32 protein-coding genes and 1 pseudogene are annotated in these 24,688 nt (G+C 40.3%); all 33 read right to left on the reverse strand.

The genetic code is table 11. The features are described from left to right. Positions 1-2 precede the first annotated feature (2 nt). Entirely contained in the window at positions 3-908 is a 906-nt protein-coding gene (locus tag AB4Z30_RS05470; RefSeq protein WP_240037208.1) for a carbohydrate ABC transporter permease, read from the reverse strand. Between the two features lie 72 nt (positions 909-980). Then, complete coding sequence (locus tag AB4Z30_RS05475; RefSeq protein WP_441924235.1) at positions 981-3,854, reverse strand: extracellular solute-binding protein; 2,874 nt, start codon at positions 3,852-3,854, stop codon at positions 981-983. A 404-nt stretch (positions 3,855-4,258) separates the two neighbouring features. Next, positions 4,259-5,665 (reverse strand): ABC transporter substrate-binding protein, encoded by a 1,407-nt coding sequence (locus AB4Z30_RS05480; protein ID WP_441924025.1) that lies wholly within the window; start codon positions 5,663-5,665, stop codon positions 4,259-4,261. A 100-nt stretch (positions 5,666-5,765) separates the two neighbouring features. Continuing rightward, positions 5,766-7,157 (reverse strand): extracellular solute-binding protein, encoded by a 1,392-nt coding sequence (locus AB4Z30_RS05485; protein ID WP_441924027.1) that lies wholly within the window; start codon positions 7,155-7,157, stop codon positions 5,766-5,768. Positions 7,158-7,540: 383 nt separating this feature from the next. Further along, positions 7,541-8,131 carry an HAD-IA family hydrolase gene (locus AB4Z30_RS05490; RefSeq protein WP_441924029.1) on the reverse strand — a complete coding sequence of 197 codons (591 nt, stop codon included), beginning with the start codon at positions 8,129-8,131 and terminating at the stop codon, positions 7,541-7,543. A gap of 104 nt (positions 8,132-8,235) precedes the next feature. Then, on the reverse strand, positions 8,236-9,171 hold the full coding sequence (locus tag AB4Z30_RS05495) for an acetamidase/formamidase family protein (RefSeq protein ID WP_441924031.1): 936 nt from the start codon (positions 9,169-9,171) through the stop codon (positions 8,236-8,238). Then, positions 9,168-9,650, reverse strand: a complete 483-nt coding sequence (locus AB4Z30_RS05500) for a DinB family protein (protein ID WP_441924033.1) — start codon at positions 9,648-9,650, stop codon at positions 9,168-9,170. Before AB4Z30_RS05500 ends, AB4Z30_RS05495 begins: the two co-directional genes overlap by 4 nt. A gap of 30 nt (positions 9,651-9,680) precedes the next feature. After that, positions 9,681-10,493 carry an aminoglycoside N(3)-acetyltransferase gene (locus AB4Z30_RS05505; RefSeq protein ID WP_441924035.1) on the reverse strand — a complete coding sequence of 271 codons (813 nt, stop codon included), beginning with the start codon at positions 10,491-10,493 and terminating at the stop codon, positions 9,681-9,683. 277 nt (positions 10,494-10,770) lie between these two features. Next, the gene (locus tag AB4Z30_RS05510) at positions 10,771-11,283 is read right to left on the reverse strand and encodes a DUF6886 family protein (protein WP_441924037.1); all 513 of its coding nucleotides are present in this window, start codon (positions 11,281-11,283) and stop codon (positions 10,771-10,773) included. Positions 11,284-11,307: 24 nt separating this feature from the next. Further along, positions 11,308-11,469: a hypothetical protein gene (locus tag AB4Z30_RS05515; RefSeq protein ID WP_441924039.1), complete on the reverse strand. Its 162-nt coding sequence runs from the start codon at positions 11,467-11,469 to the stop codon at positions 11,308-11,310. After that, the gene (locus AB4Z30_RS05520) at positions 11,451-11,696 is read right to left on the reverse strand and encodes a hypothetical protein (protein WP_441924041.1); all 246 of its coding nucleotides are present in this window, start codon (positions 11,694-11,696) and stop codon (positions 11,451-11,453) included. The genes AB4Z30_RS05515 and AB4Z30_RS05520 overlap by 19 nt, the downstream gene beginning before the upstream one ends. 150 nt (positions 11,697-11,846) lie before the next feature. Beyond that, the gene (locus AB4Z30_RS05525) at positions 11,847-12,158 is read right to left on the reverse strand and encodes a hypothetical protein (protein ID WP_441924043.1); all 312 of its coding nucleotides are present in this window, start codon (positions 12,156-12,158) and stop codon (positions 11,847-11,849) included. A gap of 114 nt (positions 12,159-12,272) precedes the next feature. Next, entirely contained in the window at positions 12,273-12,791 is a 519-nt protein-coding gene (locus AB4Z30_RS05530; RefSeq protein WP_441924045.1) for a phosphotransferase-like protein, read from the reverse strand. A 105-nt stretch (positions 12,792-12,896) separates the two neighbouring features. Beyond that, positions 12,897-13,598, reverse strand: a complete 702-nt coding sequence (locus AB4Z30_RS05535; protein ID WP_441924047.1) for a metallophosphoesterase family protein — start codon at positions 13,596-13,598, stop codon at positions 12,897-12,899. Next, complete coding sequence (locus AB4Z30_RS05540) at positions 13,595-14,197, reverse strand: class I SAM-dependent methyltransferase (RefSeq protein ID WP_441924049.1); 603 nt, start codon at positions 14,195-14,197, stop codon at positions 13,595-13,597. The genes AB4Z30_RS05535 and AB4Z30_RS05540 overlap by 4 nt, the downstream gene beginning before the upstream one ends. Positions 14,198-14,252: 55 nt before the next feature. Then, on the reverse strand, positions 14,253-14,495 hold the full coding sequence (locus AB4Z30_RS05545; RefSeq protein WP_441924051.1) for a hypothetical protein: 243 nt from the start codon (positions 14,493-14,495) through the stop codon (positions 14,253-14,255). Positions 14,496-14,570: 75 nt separating this feature from the next. Further along, a complete protein-coding gene (locus tag AB4Z30_RS05550) occupies positions 14,571-15,017 on the reverse strand; it encodes a GNAT family N-acetyltransferase (protein ID WP_441924053.1) in 447 nt (148 codons plus the stop codon). A 24-nt stretch (positions 15,018-15,041) separates the two neighbouring features. After that, positions 15,042-15,542, reverse strand: coding sequence for a helicase (locus AB4Z30_RS05555; protein ID WP_441924237.1), 501 nt, complete (start codon positions 15,540-15,542; stop codon positions 15,042-15,044). A gap of 63 nt (positions 15,543-15,605) precedes the next feature. Further along, a pseudogene (locus AB4Z30_RS05560) lies at positions 15,606-16,106 on the reverse strand (YfiT family bacillithiol transferase); the annotation flags it as partial. 147 nt (positions 16,107-16,253) lie between these two features. Further along, a complete protein-coding gene (locus tag AB4Z30_RS05565; protein ID WP_441924055.1) occupies positions 16,254-16,541 on the reverse strand; it encodes a hypothetical protein in 288 nt (95 codons plus the stop codon). Between the two features lie 39 nt (positions 16,542-16,580). Beyond that, positions 16,581-17,126 carry an O-acetyl-ADP-ribose deacetylase gene (locus AB4Z30_RS05570; protein WP_441924057.1) on the reverse strand — a complete coding sequence of 182 codons (546 nt, stop codon included), beginning with the start codon at positions 17,124-17,126 and terminating at the stop codon, positions 16,581-16,583. A 43-nt stretch (positions 17,127-17,169) separates the two neighbouring features. Further along, the gene (locus AB4Z30_RS05575; protein WP_441924059.1) at positions 17,170-17,616 is read right to left on the reverse strand and encodes a hypothetical protein; all 447 of its coding nucleotides are present in this window, start codon (positions 17,614-17,616) and stop codon (positions 17,170-17,172) included. 333 nt (positions 17,617-17,949) lie between these two features. Then, entirely contained in the window at positions 17,950-18,429 is a 480-nt protein-coding gene (locus AB4Z30_RS05580) for a DinB family protein (RefSeq protein ID WP_441924061.1), read from the reverse strand. A gap of 66 nt (positions 18,430-18,495) precedes the next feature. Continuing rightward, positions 18,496-18,921, reverse strand: a complete 426-nt coding sequence (locus AB4Z30_RS05585) for a GNAT family N-acetyltransferase (protein WP_441924063.1) — start codon at positions 18,919-18,921, stop codon at positions 18,496-18,498. 30 nt (positions 18,922-18,951) lie between these two features. Continuing rightward, entirely contained in the window at positions 18,952-19,542 is a 591-nt protein-coding gene (locus AB4Z30_RS05590) for a hypothetical protein (protein ID WP_441924065.1), read from the reverse strand. 46 nt (positions 19,543-19,588) lie between these two features. Next, entirely contained in the window at positions 19,589-19,726 is a 138-nt protein-coding gene (locus AB4Z30_RS05595) for a hypothetical protein (RefSeq protein WP_441924067.1), read from the reverse strand. Positions 19,727-19,738: 12 nt separating this feature from the next. Continuing rightward, a complete protein-coding gene (locus AB4Z30_RS05600; RefSeq protein WP_441924069.1) occupies positions 19,739-20,224 on the reverse strand; it encodes a GNAT family N-acetyltransferase in 486 nt (161 codons plus the stop codon). Between the two features lie 69 nt (positions 20,225-20,293). After that, positions 20,294-20,689 (reverse strand): contact-dependent growth inhibition system immunity protein, encoded by a 396-nt coding sequence (locus AB4Z30_RS05605; protein WP_441924071.1) that lies wholly within the window; start codon positions 20,687-20,689, stop codon positions 20,294-20,296. Further along, the gene (locus AB4Z30_RS05610) at positions 20,658-21,503 is read right to left on the reverse strand and encodes an inositol monophosphatase family protein (RefSeq protein ID WP_441924073.1); all 846 of its coding nucleotides are present in this window, start codon (positions 21,501-21,503) and stop codon (positions 20,658-20,660) included. The genes AB4Z30_RS05605 and AB4Z30_RS05610 overlap by 32 nt, the downstream gene beginning before the upstream one ends. 270 nt (positions 21,504-21,773) lie before the next feature. Beyond that, positions 21,774-22,208 (reverse strand): serine hydrolase, encoded by a 435-nt coding sequence (locus AB4Z30_RS05615; RefSeq protein WP_441924075.1) that lies wholly within the window; start codon positions 22,206-22,208, stop codon positions 21,774-21,776. Continuing rightward, a complete protein-coding gene (locus tag AB4Z30_RS05620; protein ID WP_441924077.1) occupies positions 22,177-22,581 on the reverse strand; it encodes a serine hydrolase in 405 nt (134 codons plus the stop codon). Before AB4Z30_RS05620 ends, AB4Z30_RS05615 begins: the two co-directional genes overlap by 32 nt. Positions 22,582-22,884: 303 nt before the next feature. Then, on the reverse strand, positions 22,885-23,187 hold the full coding sequence (locus AB4Z30_RS05625) for a hypothetical protein (RefSeq protein WP_441924079.1): 303 nt from the start codon (positions 23,185-23,187) through the stop codon (positions 22,885-22,887). A 58-nt stretch (positions 23,188-23,245) separates the two neighbouring features. Further along, complete coding sequence (locus AB4Z30_RS05630) at positions 23,246-24,274, reverse strand: phosphotransferase (protein ID WP_441924081.1); 1,029 nt, start codon at positions 24,272-24,274, stop codon at positions 23,246-23,248. Positions 24,275-24,688 lie beyond the last annotated feature (414 nt).

Here is a 24,688-nt window from a genome sequence, read left to right on the forward strand (position 1 = left end):
TGCTATTCCCCCACTCTCTTCAGAAGCTTTTGTACAAGCAGGTTGGAACCCAGCATCAGACCGAATAACACCGTTGCAATGGCAGACGCATAACCCATTTCGAAGCGGATCGTTCCATAATCCATCAAGTGAGTGACAATGGTATGTGCACCATACTGAACACTTGGGAAACCGGCCAGCGCCGTAGCGACTTCGGCCACCGCCAAGGACGCGGTAATCTGAATAACCGCACCAAACATCAACTGAGGACGCATCGAAGGCAGCGTAATATACCACAACTCCTGCCAGCGATTTTGAACTCCATCGATTGCACCTGCTTCATATAGCGTACGATCTACGGTCTGCAAACCCGCAATAAACGCCAGGAAACTTGTTCCCAAACTAAGCCATAACTGCACGAGCATGATAATCGCCAGCATATATTTAGGGTCTTGAAGCCACAGAATCGGCTCATAAAGAATGCCTGTTTTCATCAAGAAACCATTCATAATACCGTAAGAATCCCCGGAAAAAATAATTTGCCAAATAAAGAACACATTACCCGAGATCGAAGGTGCAAAAAAGATCAGGGTCATAAAGGCTCTCACCTTGGGATTCAGCTCATTAATCAGCCATGCAAATACAAAACAGGCGATGTAACTGATCGGGCCGGTAACTACCGAGAAAATAATCGTATTTTTGAGACCAATCAAGAACACATCATCATTCCAGAGCAGCTTGGAGTAATTCTCCCAGCCGACCCATTGCGGAAACTCCAGCATATTGAAGTTGGTAAAACTGAAGAAAATGGAAATGATGACGGGAAACACAGTGAATAATAAAAATAACAACATATAAGGAGATAGTAGAACATACAAATGTTTGTCCCGCTTCATATCTCTGACAAAGAGTTCCCATTTCCCCGGCATGCCGGCAGGCGTGCGCTTGGGCTGAGAACTAGTTTTGGTCACCATGTCTGCCTTTTGCAAAAGAGTCCCTCCCTAGCGCATTCCGTCCAATTTAAACTCTTTTCGTTTCTGTTGAATTTCATAGTTAATTTCCTGTACATAATCGTAGATCGCATCCGTGGAATTGGTACCGTTATTCACGACCTCACGCAATGCATTATCCAGATGGCGACCTGTAAAGTAACCTCCAGGAACCTCCGGAACGCCCTGCACCCACTCCCACTGTTCTTCCAAACTGCGGTAATCGCGAATTGGCCACGGTAACTCCTGTAATGCTTCAATGTTGGCCGTTGGATAACGTGCAGCAGCTCCCATCAGACCTTCCATTTCCCGTCCGAATCGAACTTGTGCATCCTTGCTGACCCACCACTTCATGAATTCCCACGCGGCATCCTTATGCTTGGATTGTTTCAGCATCACCGTCGCAGTACCACCACTCGCCACATCCCGTTTGATACTTCCGTCCTTCTGCTTGATGCCTGGAACCGGAACGAATTCCCATAATCCCTTGATCTCTGGAGCGGACACGGATAAATAGTTGTAAAAGGTGTAATCCATAATGCCAACTGGCATTTCACCTGTTCTAAAACGCATCGGGAAATCAAACGTGAGCGGAAGCTTATAACTGGTATAGAAATTCGTCCACTCTTTGAACGCTTCCAGTCCGGTTTCCGTATCCATACCACTCTTCGCACCGTGGTCTAGATAGAATGAACCGCCCATCTGATAAAGCAGCATCGCATACGCCCGATTGACTTCAAGTACCGGTACGCCTGTGGTTTGAGCAAGAGGCAGTGCCATTTCCATGTTGTGCTTCTGCAGCACCGGAATCATGGCATATACGTCTTCCCACGTCTGCGGTGGTTCAAGGTCAAGCTGTTCCAATATATCTTTACGGTAAAATAACATGTTGAAGATTTGCTGTTCTGGCAGTGCAAATACTTGATCCTCAAATTGATAAGGAACCATGGCGCTGTCCCTGAACTGTTGGATCAATTCGTGGTACCCCGGATACGTAGACAGATCTTCTGCCGCATGCCGCATCCCAAAGTTAACCGGCACATCATTGCCTACTTGCATAGCCACATCCGGGCCTTCTCCTGCAAGCGAGGCACGAAGCAACACGTCCGCATTGACCAGCTTTAGATTTACACTTATGCCTGTTAGCGGCGTAAATGTGTCATCAATCATCGCTTTTAATACCTGCGCCTGGTCGCGGCCTGTACCAATCCAGACGGTAACCGACTTATCTTCATCCGCTGTGCTGCCGATGGTATCGTAATCTTCAAAGAAGGAATGGAAGAAAGACGAAACCTCATGTCCGGCTTTGTGGAAAACCGAATCATTCGCTTTTGGCAGCTTCTCATCAGGTGAAGCTAGCAGCAGATAGTCAATCTCTAAAGGCTGTTCACGCACATCCAGGAGCCAAGAACCAACGCTACCCACATTGATTTTGAATTGGGACAACCGTTTCTGAACCGTTTCCGGTTTGTCGGCTAGATCAGCCAGCTGATAGGCAGTTTTATTCAAAATCGCTGTTTTGTCGCTTTTCTCCCCTGTCAGACGAATCAACTCTTCAGAAACCGCATTCAAAATGTCACTTTGCTTATGAAACACTTCCACCATATCCGGAATCTGTTTCTCTAATTGATAATCACGATACGGATCAGGTACATTACCTGTGRTCATCAGAATTTTTCGGTACATCGCATTGATTTCAAGCACACTGGCTTCAACCTGACGGATCAAAGGCGCAATGGCCCCCAAACTGACCTCAAGCTGCAAATCATGTTTTCCTTTGGTTAAATAAAATAAATACGGCTCTTCTTCGCTCCCCAAGACGTTCATCTGCCAATCGGAATCATAGAAGAATGGAATTTGTGTCATCTCTTTGAATGGAATCTTGTTATCAATCTGCAGCGAGCGGGTGGAGTATATGCCGCGCAGCAATTCCTGTCTGCCTTTGATTGCAATCTTATATAAGCCATCCTCTGGTACATCCATTTCCCATGCAATCCATTGCCCCGGCACACGCCAGTTGTTTCCGCCAATGGTGTTCATTCTGATTTTGGAAACATCATACGGCTCTGTGGATGTGCTGGATCGATCTGTAATGGGATACAATGTCGGTGATGACTTGTATGCAGCCTGTTCCCCTTGAACTTTGATCAAGTGTCCACTCGTTTCTGCATATCCCTTCGATTCGTACTCCTGCTTTAGTTCAGCATAGGATGGTGGTTCTTCGTAATGATGCAGTTTGATCGAATCAATGACCATCGGCTCCCGTGTTGATACAAGCTTTATGGAGTGTTTCCCTGCTGAAAAATAAAACTGGTACGGCTCTTCATAATAGCCTTCTTTATCTCTCAGGATGGACTCCTGCCACATCGGTGCTTCGATCTGACGCGGACGCAGGTCATTGCCTCTGTTGTCTTGCTCGATTTCAGATTTCTCATTGACCCAAACCCGATGAAAGCTCATATTGCGTGCACTGTTGAAAGGGATCTCCCCATCAATCCATAATTCACGTTCAATGGCAGAGCTCTTTCCTTGAATTGGGTAATAGCGCAAGGTCATGTGATACATTCCGGATTCCGGAACATCCACGTCCCATTGCACTGAACCACTTTCCTCTGTTCGTAAGAACTTGCCCGTTTCGCCGCCGAGCTCCGTGATCATCTCGGGTTTCATTCCTTCAGCAGCTGTGTAATCTGCTCCTTGAATGACAATCTCCCTGGAAGGCTGCTTCTCGTTCTGGAATTGCTGCAGATAATAATCATAGCTACCCTCAGCAGCAGATTCCGATATCGGCATCACACGGCTCGGATCTGATGTTCGATTTCCGGTTTTTGAATTACCGCTTGCACCGGAACTGAATATCGCATACACCACGACGAGCATTAACATGACGACAACAATCGTCACTCGGGATAATGTGAATTTCACCCAATGCCCCTCCTTTAACTGACTCTCTTAAACGTAATCAGATGGACGGCCCCGCATACTGTTTTCCGGCTAACGGGAACAGACATGAGGCCGTCACTTCTCCTATCGCATCCATCCAAAAATGGCTGTATAAGTTGAATCAAAGATAGTTTACATGGAGCACTCCGACTACAGAATAACCTTCCCATCCCATCGCTGTTATCCCCGAATTTTTTGATTCCCTTTTCTAAAGGGAAAAATCCGATGATAAGCGAATGCTTGCGATGCAGCTTTCTTTCAGAAAGCTCTTAGGCGACCGCTTCGCTTTTTCAGGTTTTTTCTGTCCTCTCCGTTTCTGTGTAAATAAATAGTTCAACTTATATAAATCATTTTTTCTTGTCCTGCTCTCCGCTTAATACTTTTTTTACCGCAGCCTGCGCAGGTGCAATAACTTGTGCAACACCTGTGGAAGGAGTAATTTCTCCTTTAACAAACTTCTCGGTTACGCTATCCAATTGCTCTTTGATGCCCAGACCACCGAAGCGTCCGCCAAACAAACGTTGTACCTTGCCATCATCATTCATCGCATTTGCAATTGATGCTTCGTCCGGCAAAATATTTTCAAGGGACAACCTGCGATTCTCTTGCCAGTTATCAAAGTCTTGCAGATCTTCCCAGATCTTCACGATTACATCGGCATCCTTAACTCCCTTAGGAATCACGTAAGCTGCCGTCTGACCGAATGGTTCATGATATGTCTTCGCTTGAGGTCCCTTTGGCATATAAACATATCCCCACTCATCCTTCAACTTATCTACGATCCGTCCTTCAACCTCCCAGAGTCCTCCTGGATACATCGCAATCGCGCCTTCTCCGAAATATTTGGCTGGATCTTCCCAGTCGTTTCCTCCGTTAGCTTTGATCACTTTATGTTCGTTGTACAGACTATGCAGGAAATTAAGCGCTTCCATAGATTCGGGAGAATTAAACGTCACTTTATTGGTCTGCTCATCGTATAATTTCCCGCCATTACTCGCGATCAGCATCTCCGAAAGTACGTAATGCGCTCCAGCGAGACCGTATTGATCCATTTTACCGTCACCGTTTCGATCAACCGTCAGCTTTTTGGCTGCATCCAGCATCGTATTCCAGTTCCAGTTATCCTCGTCCATTAACTGTTGTGGGTCTTTTATGCCCGCTTCTTTGAAAATCCGTTTGTTATAGAACATCCCGCTTTCATTCGGTGTATACCAGCTTTCTAAGCCATACACCTTGTCACCACCAAAGCGCATCGAGTCAACAACATCTTTCTCCACCCGAGTGTCTTTGAGATAATCATCCAGTGGTGACAAGAATCCGCCCTGCATTAGTCCCCAGATGAAACCATCGGGAATACGGACAATTTCTGCAAAAGGCTCGTTGGCAAGCACCGAGGAAGACAATTTTTCGGAAGTAGACCAGTATTCGGTGTTCAGATACTTAATCTTCACGTTATACTTCTCTTCCACCAATTTGATCCGCTCACGTGCTAGTTCATCTGACTCCGAATCCCCTTTTGGTGTGGCATCCCACCAGTGTGATATTCGAATGACCCTTCCGTTCAGATCAGGGGCTGGCGTAGCCTCTTCCTTCTCTTCTTCTTTCGCTGGGGTTGTGTTTGTCTCCGTTTCAGCTGGTTTAGCAACAGGCTCGGCTGGTTTGTCATTTGAACTGCTACATGCAGACAAAAGTGTGATCAATGCGGCAAACAAAACAAAAAACATTATTTTGTTAGAAATCATTTTTTTCAACATGGGCTGCCTCCCTCAAATAAATGATTTTACTTTACTGCCATTACCACAAAGCCTCTAACATAAGATACAAACCCAAACCTGTAGCTCCATAGCTTACTCCCTATTTGCTTTTTTCACCTTTCAGTACTTTCTGAATTCCTGCCTGGGCTGGTCCGATGACCTGAGCAACACCCGTCGATGGAGTCACTTCACCTTTCACAAACTTTTCAGTTACACTGCCAAGAGCTTCCTTAACACCTAATCCTCCAGCGCGAGCACCGTATACACGTTCAACCTGTCCGTTGTCATTCATAGCGTTAGCGATTGAAGCTTCGTCAGGCAAAATGTTTTCTAACCACAGACGGTGATTATCCTGCCAGTTGTCAAAGTCCTGAAGTTCTTCCCAGATTTTGACGATGATATCTGCATCTTTTACGCCCTTAGGAATAACAAAACTTTCGGTACTGTTGACTGTATCCAGATAAGTTTTGGCTTTAGGACCTTTAGGCATGTAAACATATCCCCAGTCGTCTTTTAACTTATCCAGAATGCGGCCTTCGACTTCCCACAATCCGCCGGGGTACATCGCTATATTTCCTTCCGAGAAAAATTTGGAAGGGTCTTCCCAGTCATTGCCGGCGTTAGCCTTCACGACTTTATGATCGTTGTACAGGCTATACAGAAAGTTAAGCGCTTCCAAAGATTCGGGTGAATCAAACGCTGCCTTTTGTGTTGCCTCGTCATACATTTTACCGCCGTTGCTTCCGATCAGCGTTTCGTGAAGTACGTAATACGCACCCGACAGACCATACTGATCCATCTTGCCATCCCCGTTTTTATCAACGGTTAGTTTCTTCGCTGCATCCAGCATCGTATCCCAGTTCCAGTTATCCTCTTCCATCAATTGCTGCGGATCCTTCAAACCAGCCTCTTTGAAGATTCGTTTGTTATAAAACATTCCACTGTCATTCGGGGTATACCAACCCGTCAAGCCATATACCTTATCACTGCCGAATCGCATGGAATCGATAACATCCGGCTTGATCTGCGTATCTTTCAGATAATCATCCAGCGGTGTAAGGAATCCACCCTGCATGAGGCCCCAGATGTACCCGTCAGGCACACGCACAATCTCTGCAAAAGGCTCATTGGCCATCACGGATGAAGAAATTTTCTCAGATGTTGCTCCGTAATCAGTATTCAAATAGGAAATTTTTACGTTGTATTTTTCTTCTACTTTTTTGATTCGTTCACGAGCACGCTCATCTGCCTCAGAGTCTCCTTTGGGAGATGCATCCCACCAGTTCGATATCCGGACAGCTCTGCCTTTCAAATCCACCTTCGGCTCCTGTTTCTCCTGTGCAGGTTCAACCGCCGCTTCTTTGTTTTCATTCGCAGGCGGCTGAGTCGCAGTATCAGATGGTGTTCCTCCACCGCTGCAACCAGCAATAATGGTCACCATTAAGGTGAACATCACCAGCAGGCTATTCCTTTTCTTTCGCACAAACTTCATCTTTCACACGCTCCCCCTCAAAGTTAGATAAAGATGAATCAAGCTTGCATAACGCTAGGATGACTTCCTCGAATGACTTAACTCATCACAAGGCTGTCATAGATGGGAACTTGAAAACCTGTAATACCCCTTTCAACAGAAAGCGCTTACTAAGTTGTCAGGAATTAATGAAACGGATTTCATGAAACCCATTTCATTATAGTATCATAAAAAGCCTTGGGTCAATACATATTCTGTTATTATTTAGAATATTTTGATCACCTTCATTTCATTCCGCCCAATTTCAGGAAAATAAAACACTTAAAGGACATAAATTGGAAGAACCCTCTAACATCAATTGAAATGACATCATAGAGGGCTTCAGCAATATATGGGATACGAATTTAAATATGAAAATTTATGAATGATTCTACTTCTTGAGTCCATCTTCCCTCTTCATCCGCCAGCAACGTCTTCCATCCGAGATGTTTAGCCGAATGCAAATTTTTCTCTTGGTCATCTATAAATAGTACGTCTACTCCACCTGCCAGATGTGTTTCAACCAGTTGATATATTTCAATCTCCGGTTTGCATAAACCTACTTGATTCGAGATCGTTACACTTTTTGTATATTGGCTCAAGCTATCCAGATTCGGTTGTATCCATTCCCTGCAATGATTGCTAAGTAGATGAATATCGGCGAACTCACTCCAGCGCTCAAGGTACCCAGCAGCAGGTAACGGAACGATTGAATCATATAAGATGTCCCTTGCTCGGCCGATCGGTAATTCAGGATATACTTCACCTAAGGAAGCCCAGAACTCTTCTTCTTTCATTTTCCCAGTCCAAAGCTGTCTCTTGATGCCCCCAAAATGCATTTTTAATTGTTCTGCTGACAGGTTCGTTTCCTGAATCATTTCTTTCCAGCACATTAATGACATATTACTCAACAATACACCTGCAATATCTAAAACAAGCTGTGGCTTGTCTCTCATCACATCCACCTCCGGTTCATTGATATTACTGAATTACAGATGTGTCCACACCGTGATTGTGTAAATCGTTTATTCAATTTGTAAAGTAGCATAACAGATTCAAATCACTTAAAAGCATCGTGGGGCAAAAAGGCATGCACGCCTTTTACACCATTCACAATTTGCGTGATACGCAGATCAATTACCGCGCTTCCGAGCGCAATCGCTTCTACCCTCTCCAGGCCATATAACTCACCCATCAGGTTTAACATACCATCTAGCGCTTGCACGGTTGCCTCATTCAGATCCTCATCGAAACCAAAGGTAAGCCAGCCAGACGGCGTATGTGCACGAGGATTGGTCAGTTTCATATCATCTATGACACTTAATGTGACATCTACAAGCTCCATAGCACATTCAATAGCCTGACAACTGACTTCCCCATCCCCTTGCCGTGCATGACCATCACCAATTGCAAGATAACCGCCGTCTACAGGAATAGGTAAATATAACTTACTTCCCTGAACCAGCTCCTTACAGTCGATGTTTCCTCCACAATAGCGTGGCGGCCACGTCGTATGAATTCCGCCTGATTCTGGCGGCATGCCCACGACACCCATAAATGGATTTAAGGATACTGCGTATTTTTTCCCCTGCACTTCACAAGAAGCGCTCATCGCTTGTCGATCAATTGTCCAATTCAAGGACAGTTCTTGGACCTCTGTTAGGTGCAATTTCTGATTCTGCCAGTTTGGATACCCGCCCGCGGAAGTAAAACCATAACTGCCTGGTATGATCTCGTTGAAAATGATCTCTAGCGTTTGGCCCTGCTTCGCTTCTTCAATAAAAATTGGACCAATTAAGGCGTGACCTCCATCTTTTTCACCTTGTCGTGGAAAAGGTTTGATCCGTTCCGCATAACTTTCTCCTGTGCCCCAGCCCGCGTCCAGCGTCTGAAAACGGATGGAATCACCTGACTTGATGTTTAAAATGGGCGTGACCTCATTGGAGAATGAACCAATCAGATGTTCCTGAGCTAATGTAATCGTATGAATACTCATAATAATCCCTCCTCAGCAAGATATGTTTTTAACGGTTCCATATGATGCTCGTCATGCCATATAAAATCTTTAAGATATTGGGGAATGTAAAACTCGTTGCCCTCTGTATCCACATATCGTTGATAAAGCTTCTCCTCCGATAACCTTCGGATATCATTCATAATTTTATGACGGTATGTGATTGCCTTGTCGATGATTTCAGACGTCTCTGTACGGCTGCCATACTCCACAGCTTTGCGATTAAATTCATCAAAATCCAGATGCTTCAACGTAATCTGCTGATTCAGAGCAATCTTCTCAATCGCTTCCTTATAAAAATATCGATCCCATAACATCATATGGCTTACGATGGATTTGATCGTCCACTTTCCTTTTTCCAGACTGGAATTCCAGATCTTTTCTTCGAGATGAGTCAACGTTTTGACAAATAGCGTCCATTCTTCAAAAGCTTGAAGCAAATGTTCCATTTCTTTATTCACACCAAACTTCCCCCTTCTCTTTGTAGAAGATCATGTATTTTCTATATCTCTATATTCCCTTCGCTTCCGATTCATCCATCCCAAAGCATAATCCACCATCTCTCTTTGGGGTATCAAATAACTCATAGCCTCTCCTACTCTTCCTTCAATAACAGCGCTGGTATTCATCTTGAACTCATTAAAAATCAATTCAAAATCATCCGATTCATTGTTAATATCATCGTATGTAGTCCATTGTTCGTGTCCATCCATCAGCATTTTTACTGCCCAGACTTTGGGCTTAACAAATGAATTCTGCTGTCTGTACTCAGCTAGGTGCAAAGAGGTATTACTATCTGCAGGCGCACCAAGCAGTAAAATTCTCCCATACACATCATAAATTTTCCCTAACGGAGATTTCTCATTTAATGCATAATGCAGCCCATGATCTTTCGTTATTCGTTTTGATTCTTTCCCCCAAGCAGCAAAAGACATGTGTGGGTGAGAACTTCGAAACACTCCGTCCTGCTTGCGAAACAACTCCGGGATGATTCCCATATAAGAAGTAGGTGTCAAATCAGGATAATAAATGGGCATATTGTCTTTGATAAACTCAATTTCCTCTGGAGATAGGTTCCCCTCATGCTCTGAAGGTTCACATAGATGTTCCGTTTGAGTAGGCATGACTAGGTTACCATTTGGTCCTATGGCTTCCTCCAGAGCTAAAATAACACTTACCGGGCCACCTACAACCCTGCCTACTGCTTTGTAAGAGGAATGAACAATTATTGTCATGCCCTTCTCCACACCTAATCGTCTTAAATCCTTAACGAGCATACTTTTTGTGATTCCACCTGTTATCATAAGAACTATTCACCCCATGCTGGATTGATATTCTCCATCTAACATTCCATTTTCTCAGCTTGTTCGATGTACAGCAGTCCGCTCTTTCCGGCTAATTTCAAATATCGGCAATCATCTAGAATCATCACGATTCGCCCTTGCTAGTAAGCAACTGTTCAAGCGATTCTCTCGTCTTTGGATGAAAAATAACATCTTCCGAGTTCATCATGCGTTCTGCCAGATTGGAGTCTTTGACTCTACGGCCCCATCCTCCCCCAAACTGACTATTCCCCGCCCTCTACAATGGTTTAGCATGATTGAAACGATGTATTCCGAATTGTTGAAATTCTGACTGTAACACAGCATCTCTCAAAGGATATAGATTTGTCGTGAATCGCAACTCAATCCCTCGGGCCAAAAGCCTCTCTACCAGATGATCTATTTTCTCTATGTAACTTGGTGTAACCACCTGATCAGAAATATAGTACCCTGCGGTTTCATCAAAAAGTTTAAACGGCGCTGCATCCATATGATACCGATACAACGTTTGCTGCATGATCCTTGAGTACCACTCGCTCTCAACCGTTACAATTATTTCTGCATTTGTGTGTTTAAAAAACAGCTCATGATGCTCATCACTAATATTTTTCGTTCTTTGAATCACAATACGAGGACAATCTCTAGGAAAGTAATAACTGAATTCATGCTGCTCATCAATCGCCCAGACAACAGCCGGAAACTCAGGCCGATTCTGCTTCGTTCTTGGTATAAAGATATGAATATCAGATTCTTCACTGAAATGATATAGCATTTGATACACCTCTGTTCGATGAAGTTAAGTCTCAAGCAGTGCAACGTACCATAATTCGGGACTTGAAACGTCCATTCCGTGCCATTTTACATTTGGAATAGAGGATATAGGTAACACCAGTCGTTCGCCATCTACATCAAAAGCAAATCCGCCAATGACATCCACGTTTAACGACCCAATCTCCATTCTATATTCACTTGCAAAAGGTTATCGCCGCTCTCCTTCTCAATCCACTCATATCCACCAATCGCTTCTATGAATTTGGATTTTGGGCAATCGAGCATCAAATCGCAATCGTTTACGGACTGGACTAATCCAAGAAAACACAACATTGCACTACCACCCAGTGAATATGCAATATTATTCGCTTCTAGTTGTTTGATTAATGGTAAGATTCTTTGTGGATTAATCATTTCTCCCCACCTCTAGCATTTGCTTATATCAAGTCACTGTCATCTAATAAGATTAATATAAAATCTCAATCTGGCTATATTCTCTCATCGGCTCTTGATCTCTAAACACATTTGGATCATTCTGCCTGGTAAATAACATATTTAATATATTTAACTCGGCTCCTTATTATCAATCACAATACAACCCAATTTGCATTTTTTTTCAGTGGGTTTCATAATAATGCTCTTATCTTGAACCTTCTCAAAACCTTTCTTATTCTGCAAAATGACCAGCCTGTGGTAAGGCAGGCCATAAGACGTGTCGTAACTGAACAGCATATCCGGTAAAACAAAAGATTTCTCCATATCATTTCGGGCAGTCGAAAATGGAGCCCCTCTTACTTCCTTCTCCCATCGCAGCGTAATATATTGAAGAAGTAATCTTTGTTGATTCGAACGCTCTTTATTCTTGCCAATTTGCATTTCTGTCCTTCCTCTCCTGCCTGTTGTGCTGAAATAGTCAAGAAGCTGGAACATCATGCAATAGACGTCCCAGCTTCATTTTCAATCTCTTTGTTTCATACCACAGAAGAACCTTTATTCATTTTTGAATAACTTGTTTATAATCATCTCGGCACATTCTTCAGGTGTATGCTGACTCGTATCTACCGAGTACGTGTACTGAATGTCGGAAGCCATAATGCGATGTTGTTCATCGGACTGGTCTTCTCTACGGTCTCCCCGCTCAATGTTACGCTGACGACAGATATCGAGAGGGCAATGTAGCTCCACAATCTCCAGTGGGTATCCTTCAAATATCTTTTTCACCTGTTCATAATGCGGTGCAAGCTCGGGTCTCTCCACCAATATTCCATCGATCAGCACATGCTTGCCATGGTCTGAGAATACCTTCGCTGTGTGATACATCATGATGATGGCTTCGCTTAGGTACTTCCAGTAATCGGTCTGCAGATGTTTATCCCCGATTGTATTCTCAAATAAATCATTCGCCACAACATAGAAGAACGGATCATCGTACGACTGCATCGCCTCAACTATAGACGTTTTTCCCGAACTCGTTACACCATTCAAAAATATAATTTTGCCTTTATCCATTATGTTATCTCCCTTTGCTAAAATAGGATTATATAAATATTTTACAACGTGTACTAACAAGCATTCCAAACGCTCATTCGATCAAGCAGGATCGTTTACAACACTTTAAACGTGCTTCACCAAGTAAGTACCATTCTGATAAATTAAACAATTAAGCTGCATTCCAAAGGCACATCCACCGTCAATGCCAATCTTATCTTCAGCAAACCAAACGTCCGCTGACCCATGTATGTCTTTCGTTTTGGTATGTCCAAAGACAACTTTTTTGTGTAGATCTTCGAATGCATGATGGATGAATTTATCTTTAATATACATAAAATCATGCTCGGGTTGTTGCTTCCATTCACTGTAATCCGGATTCAATCCAGCATGAACATAAATATGATTTTCATCCTCGTGGAATAAAGGTAAGTTGCTCAAAAAATTAATATGATGACTATAATCCGCCTTTATGATCTTCCTTGCCGTTTCTATCATTTCACTCGAAACTTCATCGTTTAATTGACAGTAACTTTCAAGGGTTTGAATTCCTCCATGTTCCATAAACTTGGATTGAATGGAGGAAGTTCCCTCATGTATGAGATCAACAAATCTTTGGTCATGATTTCCTTTTAATGCGATAGCGTGATGCTCTTGTACTAATTCCATGACCTTATCAACGACTTCTCTACTATTAGCACCTCGATCTACGTAATCTCCCAGCAGCATCAACTGATCATATTTTGAATTGTAGTCTACGTTAATTAACAATTGATTTAACGCATCAATACAACCATGAATATCACTGATTATAAGAGTTCGATTCATAGAATCCCCTCCTTTTTGATCTTCATGCAGTAAAAACTGACATTTGAAAATCGGTTATATTCTTCGATATGCATTAGCTCAAACTTCAATTCAGTCAACAGTTCGAATAGATCTTCTTTTTTGTGGTATCTATCAAAATCCATATACATGAATTGAGCGTTCGGTTTTAACACCTCAGATATTTTCTGCAAACCTTTGCGATATTCGCCCGTCTCTTGAAGAGCAGAGCCAATCATGGTGACCAGATCATAATGATCCTGAGACAATTCACATGTTAAAAAGTCCTCACATATAACAGCAGAGGCATTGGGATGGCCCTCCTTTTTTTGTCGGTATTCGAATATGTCACATATATCAGAATCAATATCAATACTTGTTAAACTACCCGCATCATTCAACAAGTAACCGATATAATCGTCCCATTCCCCTACTCCAATTCCAATATTAAGCGCCTTCATTCCGTTGAACACATTAAAGTGTTTAGTCAGAAACTCTCTTGTCTCCAGCTCCAAATACAAGCTTGCAGGTGATAAATTCCATTGATAGGCTTCCTTCTCCCTCATATGTAAATAAAAATTTAAGAGACTTTGATCATTCATCACGATCACCACCTTAGAATTATAATCATAAACTTCAGCGTACGATTACCTGATGTTATTTATATTGCTCTTCAAACTCTTTGTCTCTCTTTTTCATTTCGGTAAGCGAATGTTGAAAGAAAGCGATGTGACGAATGAAGTAAACTGCTCCCACCAGGATGCAGATACCTCCCACCCAGTAATTCAGCCCTAGGTTCATCTCATAGCTATCCGGACTATAACTTCCCGCTCCTGCAGTCTGAAATGCGGCATATCCCAGTTTGGGAATGACCTCTTCAATCGTTTTGGTAAGTGTCACTATACTGATTCCTAAAATAATGAAAATAAACGATAAAATCATGGGGATTGGCTTCAACTTGAATGTCCTCACCTTCTATTTATACATCTGGATATACCACATATTGAATCCTAATTCTTCGTAGAATGTTGCCGTATCTTTCCATCTCCGATTAGATGATCCAACCAAAGCCCTTTCGATCCGTTGCTCTTGCGCTTGGTCTAATAAACATTTAACGAGTTCTTTACCAATCCCTTTACTTCGATGATCGGGATGGATGTAGGCCTCGTGAATTTCCAAATATTCTTCTGCTTGAGAAATAACCGGCTCTGCGTTTCCACGCCTGATCACTCCAAAAGCATACCCAATAACCACATCATATAGCTCCACAATATAAAAGTACTCATTCAGCTTTTTTTCTAATTTTTCTGGAGTCCAGGCTACATTCTCGTAACCTACTGTAATGTCTTCTTTTTGCCACAGATTAGAGAGAGTGATAATGTGTGTAAGATCTTCCTTTTGCCCCATTCGGTAATGGTACATATCCAAGTCTCCTATCGAACACTGTCAAGTTATGCAAAAGATAAAACGGTCATAAGGGTTCCACTCATGCAGATCATCCGCAATGTACCCTCGTAACCACAACTCGTCGTTTGTACGTCTGAGATAAAAACCTTTTGGAAAATGATCATCCTCACTAAGAGCTTCAGAGGCTATTGTGAGTGAACCTGATGGTGCTTGGTTTCCTTTCTCAGGGCTTGATGTGCATGTCTCAGGTTGATCCAAATACTGAATTCTAAGAAAAGGACCCAAATCAATAGGACATAACTGCAAACCGAGAGTATCTGCCATTTGAAAGAGTTGCGAGGTCGTAGCTCCATCCGTAAATCCCAGATTTCTAACCAATATCTCGACCGTCTCTAGTTGCCTCTTTGTAGGAGAAATGATAAATTTCTCAACATCCAACAGTTTAATTCCGTATTCGTTCATTCGAATTGAACACTGCTGCAATTTATGTTTAAGCTGCAGTTTACTTAATCCCCCAACTTCAACGACTCTTATTTCCATGGGACAGTGAGGGTAAATCTCTTCTTGGTTAAGCTTTCCTATTTCTGTGACACTTTTTAAAGATTTAATCTGAGCAATATGATGCTGTCCGTGCCAGACAAATCGTTGAATAGCGACATCCAGCGAAATGGCACCTAATACCTCTGTTCGCAGTTTCCGCCTAAATTGCTCGGGTTGTAAGCCACGCAGCAGCGTGAGAAATCGCTTGTGCAGTATTTCCAGCAGCATGATCGAATCTTCCATTGCCAAATCTTGATACTCCTGTAAAGATGCCCATAAATCTTCACGATACGAGCTTGCGAGTGGTTCGTCTTCGGTTAATGCTCTTTTGAATCTTATGTACGCGTTCATATCGTTGTCTGCAAGATGGTGTACAATCTGGGTGACCGTCCAGCCGCCTGTACGATAAGGGATACGAAGTTGCTCACCATTAAGATCTTGTGTAATCTCTCTTAAGGTCTTCGCAATCTCGGGAATTTGATCTATGGTGTGTTTTCGATTCTCATCAGTGAATTCAAGACGGGGCTCAAAGTGACCAATCGGAAAACGTATATTATCGTCCATTTCTGAACACCCTCTCCATTCCTCTACTATAGAACCAAATCATATCCAATATAACCCACAATGTTCCATTTGCGAAGTGGAAAATAAAAAAAGAAGCAGCCTTATTCCTAACGGCTAGCTTCAATGACTTCATTTTATATAGTAAAATCAGGCATAGTACCCTCCTTCTTTTAGATATGTAGCTGTTTTTTTATAATGTTTATAAATCTTACTGAATGCCCGGTTTGCTTTATGTTGATTTTCTCCATCACTTAAACATGGCTTGGTTACCCTAACAACTTCTCTCATATCTGTATCCATACTGACTTCACCCGAGAGCAGGCGTCCTAAATTCAATTCAAACTGTCCTTCAAGATTCTCAGAACAATCTCCGTAAGCGTACGTTGCCTTACCGTCATTGACACCAATCAATTTAAAATCGATACAGAATGCCATGCAAACGCCCCTTTGTTTTCCAAATAATTTCTCATTTTATTATCCCAATCTCTTTATTTCATTCTTGTATATTTCTAAACTCTCGTCATCAAAACAAACAAATATTACTTTCTTTATTTTTGTTTGATTTCTCAATAGATATTGTGATACCTCATCCAAGGCTACACTACAAGCTGATTCTTTGGGATACTTAAATATGCCTGTACTTATATTAGGAAAAGCCAAGCTGGAGACGCTATGAAGATCAGCTTGTATTAATGAATTTTTATAACAGTTTCTAAGTTTTTCTTCTTCATTGTTTTTTCCACCATTCCAAACAGGGCCCACAGTATGAATCACATATTGGCACTTCAGGTTACCCCCAGTTGTTACTACTGCTTCTCCAACCGCACAACCACCTCGTTGATTTCGGATCTTTATGCAATCATCTAATATTGCTTTTCCTCCACCTTTATGGATAGCACCATCTACTCCGCCCCCACCCATTAAACTTGTATTAGCCGCATTGACAACAGCATCCACTTCCAGTTTAGTTATATCTCCTCGAACCAGTTGAATTATCGAGTCATTAAACATGAATTCCATGATTGCCCTCCAAAAAGAAATTTAATAAGCACAATCGCGACTATTATTCCTTTATTTCATACCAGATTTTATAACCCTCAATGTTTCTTTCTGAATAGTCACTAGCGTTGGAAGTTTTGAAATATCTCGCATAATAAGCATGTTCAATTGTTTTCCTATCCTCATCCGTGCTTATATCAAGATAAACTTTGGATATTTCCAGTCCCCATTTAACGCTGCGAGCAATCTCATTCATGTTATCCACGGAAGTAAATCTCTCGATTTCTGTAAGAATCGCTTCCAGTTCTTCTTTACTCGGTTCTCTGGTCATGTCTATTCTGCAAGAAAGATTTGGACGGGTAAACGTAAAATGAACTCTTTCAATCGACGGAAAAAGTTCCTTCAGCTCTTTTGTTAATTCTTTGGTTGAATCCGTAGTGATCTTATGTGTAGTACTGCAACCAGTTATAAGTAGAAGGATACCTATCAATATAGCGATTAATTTACTCATGCTAAACTCCAATTACCGGGTATTTGTAAATGTTACTATGAGCAATGTCCAAAATGATCAACTCCTTATTTAAACGGGCATCTCAATATATTCAGATACTCTTGCTTTCAATATTTCAATTAATTCGGACCATCCAATATGCCCTTCCGTAACCCTAATTCTTGCTCCCGTTTCAGTTCATGCCGACCTTACTTCATATCCATTGTATCCTTCAAAAATTTTTCGGCAGTTAAGGTACGCCATTTATTCCGGCTACAAATAAACAGTAATTTAATGTCTTTTCACCTATCCTAAAGTTTTATTCCTTATCTTTCTTCCCTTTTATTCTTCAGATTACCTAGCTCGAATTTGTTTCTTTATTAACATGATTTGTCCTATATGATATGCACTATGAATACTTAGATTAGAAACAACTCCCCACCAAGGAGCATTAAAATATTCTGGAAGTTGCTTCGTGAGTTTAGATTCATCTGTTTCTTCTAAAACAACTCTCCAACTGATAAAAACATGCTCAAGTCTATTTAAAGTTTCCTTCCAGCCAGCTTCATCCAATTGATCTTCAATCAAAGCAAAAGTTTCATCATTGTTGATCCCATGATTCAATACAAATTCTCCTGCCTTATAACGCTCAAGCCATTTCTCATTCCAATAAATAAGATGATTCACGATGGACCAAATGGTTTGTTTATTCTCATCCTCAGTAAGTGCTTCTTCCATTGTTACATCTTCCAGTATATCCTCAAGCGGAATAAACCAACTCTTATCGTTATAACATGCAGACATTTGATCTACTAAAATGGATTTATAGGTCATCAGTTAATCCTCTTCTCTTCATTAATTTATAGGTAATGGTTCAATATGATTCCATTTTATGACCACTTACATGTTCCTTATAAAATCAGGCATTCTTTTCATAAATCGTTCGTTGTCTTTTTCAAAGTCATATTGTTCATATAACCCATGTGCATCTTTAGTTCCTAATATCCCCATCATATTCTTGAATCGTTCAGAGCTTGTTATAATTTCAATCAATTTCTTACCTAGTCCATGACCTCTATAATTCTCATCTATAAAAACATCACAAAGCCAATAAGTCGTAGCATCATCTGTAATGATCCGTGCAAACCCAACTTGAACCTGTTCACTATAGATCCCAATACAAACAGAATTGTTGATTGATTTTTCAATGATTTCTCCAGGTCTTCTGCTAGCCCAGTAACTTCTTGCTAAAAAGTCTTTGACCGTTTCGATGTTTAACAATTCCTTATTGTCACTAAATAGAAATTGTCCGAAATAAATGTTCATATAAACAATCCTCCTAATGTTGTTTCTGGTTCATCTTTTTAACTCTAAATAATTCAGGTTGTAATCTTCTCCCGAAAAATTCAATGTTCCAGAAAATCCACTGAATTCCCATTCTCCATTTTCGTTGGGTGTGAAAATATACTCTCTGTTCCAAGACTTTAATTTTTCATCAGCACCGACATACTCTTCTTTGATTTTCAAAGTCGTTTCATTGAAAAATTCGTTATCAAATTCACTCTTTTCAATAACGGCTTTAGTTATCTTTATGCCTTCATGGAAGACAGTCGGATATAATATATTTTTATTAATGGATATATCTGCATTGGGCTCAGCATCCATATTATTGATAAATAAAATGGATAGAATATCCTGTGCGCGGCTTCCAAATTCTTTAGTAAAAGATTTCTCGATTTCTTCATACTCCAGCTTGGATACCTTTTCTTTTAATGCTACGTCAACAATCAATTTTTCTTTCGTCTTTACCATTTCCATGGCAGTCTTTATGTCGAAATCAGTCGTTTCTTCTTTTATCAGTTTGGGTTGTTGTGATTGTTGTGAAGATTGGCAACCTGCCAACAGCAAAATAACTGCAATACATATAAATAAATTCATTATTTTCATAAATCGCTTATCTCCTTGGGTAAATCTTTTTTCTGATAGAGCCAGTTCACTTTATCGTTTTGTATTTTAATAGTTCTTTAATTCCGGTTGTGTTAGAACTTTTCTCATCTTCGATTAGCTGCTTATTCATTTCTGCCAAAATATGAAGATCCGAGTTCCTTGCACTTTGTAATCTAAGAGTCATGATTGCTACCTCCTAGTAATTATGGAGTTGTTCTTCTTGCATTAATCCTGTCTCAATCATATAAATCTTTGATTCCCTATTCCAAGTATGATACCCATTGCATATATGAATCCAGCCATATTTCTCATAATAATTGATATGATCTGTACATAAATACAATTTGTTGTATCCGAGTTTATAAGCTTCTTGTCTCGCGTGCTCCAGCATGACTGCCCCAAGACCTTTTCCTCGTTCCTTTTCATCAACATATAGATTTGATAAGTACGGCCATAAATCTTGTCGACTCACAAAATCATTATTCATTAATGAGTAGCTACCAATGATTTCATCACCATTTATCAACAAATACCATCGAGGTAATGGACTTGTTGTTGTCATACTAGAAGTTATACATTCCTCAAATATTCTTCTATGTAACCCCCATCTTTGGGCAACATACTCGATAGCTTCTTTTAGCAGATTTGGATAATCTCTCAAGTCGATTATTTGATGTTTCATAGATTTCCCCCAATGCGTTTACCAGCAGCTAATTTTTTTTAATTGGTGTATCAGGCTTCTTAAGTATTCTTACCAATGATCGCTTCTGTATTTACTTATGTGATCTTCTAATGTCATTATCGCTTCTTCATAGGTTCTAATGACCTCATCCAATTCGGTCTTCAACTCTTTATGTTTTTTCCAATATTGTTTCTCTACTCGCAGTATCGAACAAAATAAATCTCCGATATATAAATCTCCTGATCCGAATGGATTCTCTATTAATCGCTCTAGGGCTAGGGGTAAGATAAAATCTAGATTCATTTGCTGACCAATCAAAAGCCTTAAATCTTCATTATTCAACTCGAAAAGAGGTTTCTTCCTTAATCGGTGTATTTGGATTACTAACGAAGAATTATAATTCGGTTCTCCCCAGTATTCGCCTTCAAGTTCTTCAAGGGTTTTGGTTAGATCTACTTGTTGCATGGCTTCCTCCTCGTTCACTCAATCCTTGCCTTACAATTTGCAAAAATTCTTCTTTGTGATCTTCGTGACATGCAATTAAATAAGGCTCTTCTTTCATTCCATTAAACGTATTTCCTTCAAAATCTATAACAATTCCACCCGCTTCTTTAACCATCAAGATACCTGAATACAAGTCATCACCTGCCGAATTGTATAAAACGATTCCATCAATATCCCCTTTAGCCAACATACACCATTGAAGCGTAGGAGCCCATAATCTTAACATTCGCTTAAATCTAACATCAATGTATTGTCTTAATTTAACTGCTTGGGGGTCGTTTTGTACGCTGTGACCTTGAATCCAACCTATATTTCCTTTTAAAATATTCGTGTTACTTTTCATTTGTATTCGTCGATTATTACAGCTTGTCCCTTCACCAATTACCGATAAAAATAAACGTTCGGTTAGAGGTTCGTAGACCACTCCAAGTACAGGCTCTCTTTTGTACATTAAGGTAATGGATATCGAAAAAACAGGTAAACCAATTGCAAAATTATTAGTTCCATCTAAAGGATCAATTAACCATAACCAATCGTCTTCATTCCCGATAAGTCCTGCCTCTTCACTGTGTATCTGATGATTTGGAAATATGTCTTGTATTTCTTTGATAATGATTTCTTCACACATATGATCAACTTCAGTAACCACATCCCCAAATTCGTCCTTAGATCTCAGTTCAACAAAGTTATCAAACTTCTCTTTAGAGATCAAACCTGCTTCGCGAATAATTGTTATTGCAATCTCTTTTGCGGTTTGAATAATTTTACGATCCATTGTGCACCTCATATTGATTTTGATTTCAACTGATTTCATCTAGCCTCTTCACATCATTTCGATAAGCTTCTACATGTTCTTTATATTCCTCTACGCACTCACATACTAAATTCCCAAATGTTTTTATATCTTTAAGGTAATCGTATCCTTCTGGATTCGGTCCATTTTGATTATACATTCTTACTGCGACAGTGTTATATTTAGGGATGACAAGACATGCACATCCAGTAGCGCCTAAAGATTGAAAAGAACCAGATGGAAGCTTATGGCCTAGCTCTGTTGAAGAACGCGGCTCATCTTGTACAAACCAAAAAAAAAACCGTTCCTTGGTAATTCATGTTTTAGATCGGCTGGACTGATAATGGAAGTAGTTTGTTTGAATATTTTTTCAGCTAATATCTGTTTCCCATCTATAACTCCTCTATTTAAATGCACATAACCCCAATAAGCCAATTCCCTCGCACTCATAAATAAGTTAGCTTCAGTGCCCTGATCATTAGCATATTGTTCGTTAATCCAAACTAATTTATCATTTTGCTCTTTGCACCATCCGGTTTGTTTAAATTCCATAGGTAAACATACATGTTCTTCAATGATTTGTGCTAACGGCATCTTATATAATCTCTGAGTGATCTCGATAAGTAAATTAACACCCACATTATTGTAATTCCAGTTAGTTCCTTGCAAAAAAACATCGACTATCACGACTCTTGAGTCCATGAGTATGGGTTAATAAATGTCTTATTGTTGTACGGTCCAATACTCCGTTATCTAAGTCATTCAAATAGTCGATTACAAGATCATCTAAGCTTTTGATTTTTCTTTGCTGCAATGCAGCACTGATCGAAAAACCTAAAAATGTTTTTCTGACTGATGCAACATTAAATCGTGATTCCGCATCAACTAATCGACTATTCTTAAAATTATCATGTACTCCGGAATACCACTCATTCACGATACGATCATTATGAATAATAAAGGTTGCTGCTGCAGTTGCAGAAATTTTGCTCTTAACCTCTGAAACGTAATCATTTATTGCCTTAAACGATTCTACCTCAGCTTTTTCTAAATTCAACACGCCTTGTTCACCTTCCTTATTTTCCAGCTATACAGATACTATTTATGGAGGAGCGACCTAAATCTGTATAGGAATAACAACAGTGTAGCATCTGTATCGTTTATTACTTTCTTCTTCTATTTCAAATAAATTATCAACTATCAATTAAACACACCTCAATGACATTTATGGAGTTAACGTTAATGAAAACTAAGATCTATTTCAATTTTTCGTATAACGTTCCTGTATTCACGCCTCAGTGTATGCTGAGGATCAGGCGAATGCCCGACCCATGACGTATGTCCACAATGTGAATATTATTTTTTAAAGCCCTTTAATTTCGTTCAGCAACTCTTTCGCCATACTTAATACTCTAGCTTTATTCTCTTCCAATTTATTTAGTTTTGTTGTCAGCGCTTCTTCATTCCATAATTTATATTCATCAGGCAAAGGTACATCATTTAGATTGTCATCATATTCAACAAAATCATACCAAATCAATTCATTTCCTAAGATATACATGCCAGAAAGCAGATGACATCCTTGATGTACGGGTATTCTTTCATTTATCATATCCTCTAGAACTTTTATAAGTTCATCGATATTTCTTTCATCCATTTCTGTCATGTTTTCGCCTCCATATACTTTTATACGTTTTATAAACGATCTTAGGCTACAGGCTATTTTAGCTAACGTTTCCCGAAACATTCCTATCATTCAACCAGTTTTCTAACACAACGGTCATTTTTTGATATTCTTCAAGTGCATTAAGGGTGTGTATCACTTGTTCGGTTCCCATCTCTTGTTCAATTACATCTACACATTCAATCCACAATGAACGCTTTAGGCTGTATTCTAACCATTTCAGTTTGCTTGAATAGCCGATTTCCAACACAGCTTTCCAATCTGCTCCTAGATTTCCATAAAGCTGCCGATATCCACTTAAAAAAGCTTTAAACTTGCTTTTGTTTAGTTCACCCGATTCATCGATCGACCAATATATCGCCGTTTCAACCAGATCATGTTTGGGATTGATTTCACCAGCCGACTCCCAATCAATAACTATGGGTTTCTCCTGATCCCACATGACATTTTTAGGTTCCAGATCGCGATGACTGAATACTTGTTCGGACTCCAATAGCTTGACTGATCGGTTTGTTTGTGCGGTCCAGAATGTTAGCTGCTCGATACTATCAAATAAGTGTTTTGTCCAAACAGCCCCCTGTTCTAAACCTTTATGTAAATAAAACTCCCAGGGAATTTGATTTTCGTCCTTAGGAGTACTTCGAATACGGTCAACCTGCGCAAAATTCGATTGATGAATCTCAGCGAGGATGAAACCGACTTTTTTGCAGTGTTCTGCCGTAATTTCGAAAGGCTCTAAACTTCTCCCTTCAATCCAATCAAATACCATATAAAACTGATGATCAAGCTCCTGCAAAAATGTATCTTCGTACACATTAGCGGGTTGAGCAGATATACGATTAGATAAAATACTCACGATTCTTTCCGCTTCTACATAATTGTTTAGTGCAGTAGGTCTTGCCATGATTTGTGGGTTTAATGCTTTAACTGCGTATTTCCCTTTAGTCGTTTTGATTGCAAATATCCGATGTAAAAGACCACCTGATATCGGTTTCGGAGTTGTCATTAATTCACCAAGCCCTAATTTCGCACACAATTTTTCAAACTGTAAATGATAGGAACCATTCATTCTATGACTCCTTTCCTACGTTTAATTTGTATTGCTACAAAATTCTGTTGAATTCTACTTCTTTGCATATAATAAAAGACTTCCCCATAATTGTTACTATAGATTTTTCACCTTTTAAATCGAACTTTATCACCGATGGATTGAGATGATTGTTCTCCAATACCTTTGCATAAGTCGAAATAATCGACTCAGGACCTTTAGCTACAAGCCCCTGGTTTTGCTTCAGTAACCATTCAAGATCCCCATTAAAATAGTGCTGAAAATCAATCCATTTATCTGATATCTTCTGATGCTGTATTAGTAATTCTCCTATGATTTTAAAAACATCGTTTGACTCGCCTTTGAAATATAATTCCTGAGTTGGTTCATGATACTCTAGTAATAATGGATGGTTTGTTTCAAGTTCTATATCTT

The sequence above is a fragment of the Paenibacillus sp. 2TAF8 genome, assembly GCF_052114825.1.
Classification (GTDB): Bacteria; Bacillota; Bacilli; order Paenibacillales; family Paenibacillaceae; genus Paenibacillus.

What these genes read in the sequence shown, in the direction of transcription:
- AB4Z30_RS05590 (WP_441924065.1), bottom strand. Translation starts at nt 19,542, where the DNA reads ATGAAAATAATGAATTTATTTATATGTATTGCAGTTATTTTGCTGTTG.
- AB4Z30_RS05470 (WP_240037208.1), bottom strand. Translation starts at nt 908, where the DNA reads ATGCCGGGGAAATGGGAACTCTTTGTCAGAGATATGAAGCGGGACAAA.
- AB4Z30_RS05535 (WP_441924047.1), bottom strand. Translation starts at nt 13,598, where the DNA reads ATGAATCGAACTCTTATAATCAGTGATATTCATGGTTGTATTGATGCG.
- AB4Z30_RS05540 (WP_441924049.1), bottom strand. Translation starts at nt 14,197, where the DNA reads ATGAATGATCAAAGTCTCTTAAATTTTTATTTACATATGAGGGAGAAG.
- AB4Z30_RS05510 (WP_441924037.1), bottom strand. Translation starts at nt 11,283, where the DNA reads ATGCTATATCATTTCAGTGAAGAATCTGATATTCATATCTTTATACCA.
- AB4Z30_RS05585 (WP_441924063.1), bottom strand. Translation starts at nt 18,921, where the DNA reads ATGAACATTTATTTCGGACAATTTCTATTTAGTGACAATAAGGAATTG.
- AB4Z30_RS05565 (WP_441924055.1), bottom strand. Translation starts at nt 16,541, where the DNA reads ATGGCATTCTGTATCGATTTTAAATTGATTGGTGTCAATGACGGTAAG.
- AB4Z30_RS05495 (WP_441924031.1), bottom strand. Translation starts at nt 9,171, where the DNA reads ATGAGTATTCATACGATTACATTAGCTCAGGAACATCTGATTGGTTCA.
- AB4Z30_RS05595 (WP_441924067.1), bottom strand. Translation starts at nt 19,726, where the DNA reads ATGACTCTTAGATTACAAAGTGCAAGGAACTCGGATCTTCATATTTTG.
- AB4Z30_RS05515 (WP_441924039.1), bottom strand. Translation starts at nt 11,469, where the DNA reads ATGGAGATTGGGTCGTTAAACGTGGATGTCATTGGCGGATTTGCTTTT.
- AB4Z30_RS05575 (WP_441924059.1), bottom strand. Translation starts at nt 17,616, where the DNA reads ATGAGTAAATTAATCGCTATATTGATAGGTATCCTTCTACTTATAACT.
- AB4Z30_RS05605 (WP_441924071.1), bottom strand. Translation starts at nt 20,689, where the DNA reads ATGCAACAAGTAGATCTAACCAAAACCCTTGAAGAACTTGAAGGCGAA.
- AB4Z30_RS05520 (WP_441924041.1), bottom strand. Translation starts at nt 11,696, where the DNA reads ATGATTAATCCACAAAGAATCTTACCATTAATCAAACAACTAGAAGCG.
- AB4Z30_RS05505 (WP_441924035.1), bottom strand. Translation starts at nt 10,493, where the DNA reads ATGATAACAGGTGGAATCACAAAAAGTATGCTCGTTAAGGATTTAAGA.
- AB4Z30_RS05530 (WP_441924045.1), bottom strand. Translation starts at nt 12,791, where the DNA reads ATGGATAAAGGCAAAATTATATTTTTGAATGGTGTAACGAGTTCGGGA.
- AB4Z30_RS05550 (WP_441924053.1), bottom strand. Translation starts at nt 15,017, where the DNA reads ATGTACCATTACCGAATGGGGCAAAAGGAAGATCTTACACACATTATC.
- AB4Z30_RS05600 (WP_441924069.1), bottom strand. Translation starts at nt 20,224, where the DNA reads ATGAAACATCAAATAATCGACTTGAGAGATTATCCAAATCTGCTAAAA.
- AB4Z30_RS05625 (WP_441924079.1), bottom strand. Translation starts at nt 23,187, where the DNA reads ATGACAGAAATGGATGAAAGAAATATCGATGAACTTATAAAAGTTCTA.
- AB4Z30_RS05485 (WP_441924027.1), bottom strand. Translation starts at nt 7,157, where the DNA reads ATGAAGTTTGTGCGAAAGAAAAGGAATAGCCTGCTGGTGATGTTCACC.
- AB4Z30_RS05555 (WP_441924237.1), bottom strand. Translation starts at nt 15,542, where the DNA reads ATGGAAATAAGAGTCGTTGAAGTTGGGGGATTAAGTAAACTGCAGCTT.
- AB4Z30_RS05570 (WP_441924057.1), bottom strand. Translation starts at nt 17,126, where the DNA reads ATGGAATTCATGTTTAATGACTCGATAATTCAACTGGTTCGAGGAGAT.
- AB4Z30_RS05525 (WP_441924043.1), bottom strand. Translation starts at nt 12,158, where the DNA reads ATGCAAATTGGCAAGAATAAAGAGCGTTCGAATCAACAAAGATTACTT.
- AB4Z30_RS05490 (WP_441924029.1), bottom strand. Translation starts at nt 8,131, where the DNA reads ATGAGAGACAAGCCACAGCTTGTTTTAGATATTGCAGGTGTATTGTTG.
- AB4Z30_RS05610 (WP_441924073.1), bottom strand. Translation starts at nt 21,503, where the DNA reads ATGGATCGTAAAATTATTCAAACCGCAAAAGAGATTGCAATAACAATT.
- AB4Z30_RS05580 (WP_441924061.1), bottom strand. Translation starts at nt 18,429, where the DNA reads ATGACCTATAAATCCATTTTAGTAGATCAAATGTCTGCATGTTATAAC.
- AB4Z30_RS05480 (WP_441924025.1), bottom strand. Translation starts at nt 5,665, where the DNA reads ATGTTGAAAAAAATGATTTCTAACAAAATAATGTTTTTTGTTTTGTTT.
- AB4Z30_RS05630 (WP_441924081.1), bottom strand. Translation starts at nt 24,274, where the DNA reads ATGAATGGTTCCTATCATTTACAGTTTGAAAAATTGTGTGCGAAATTA.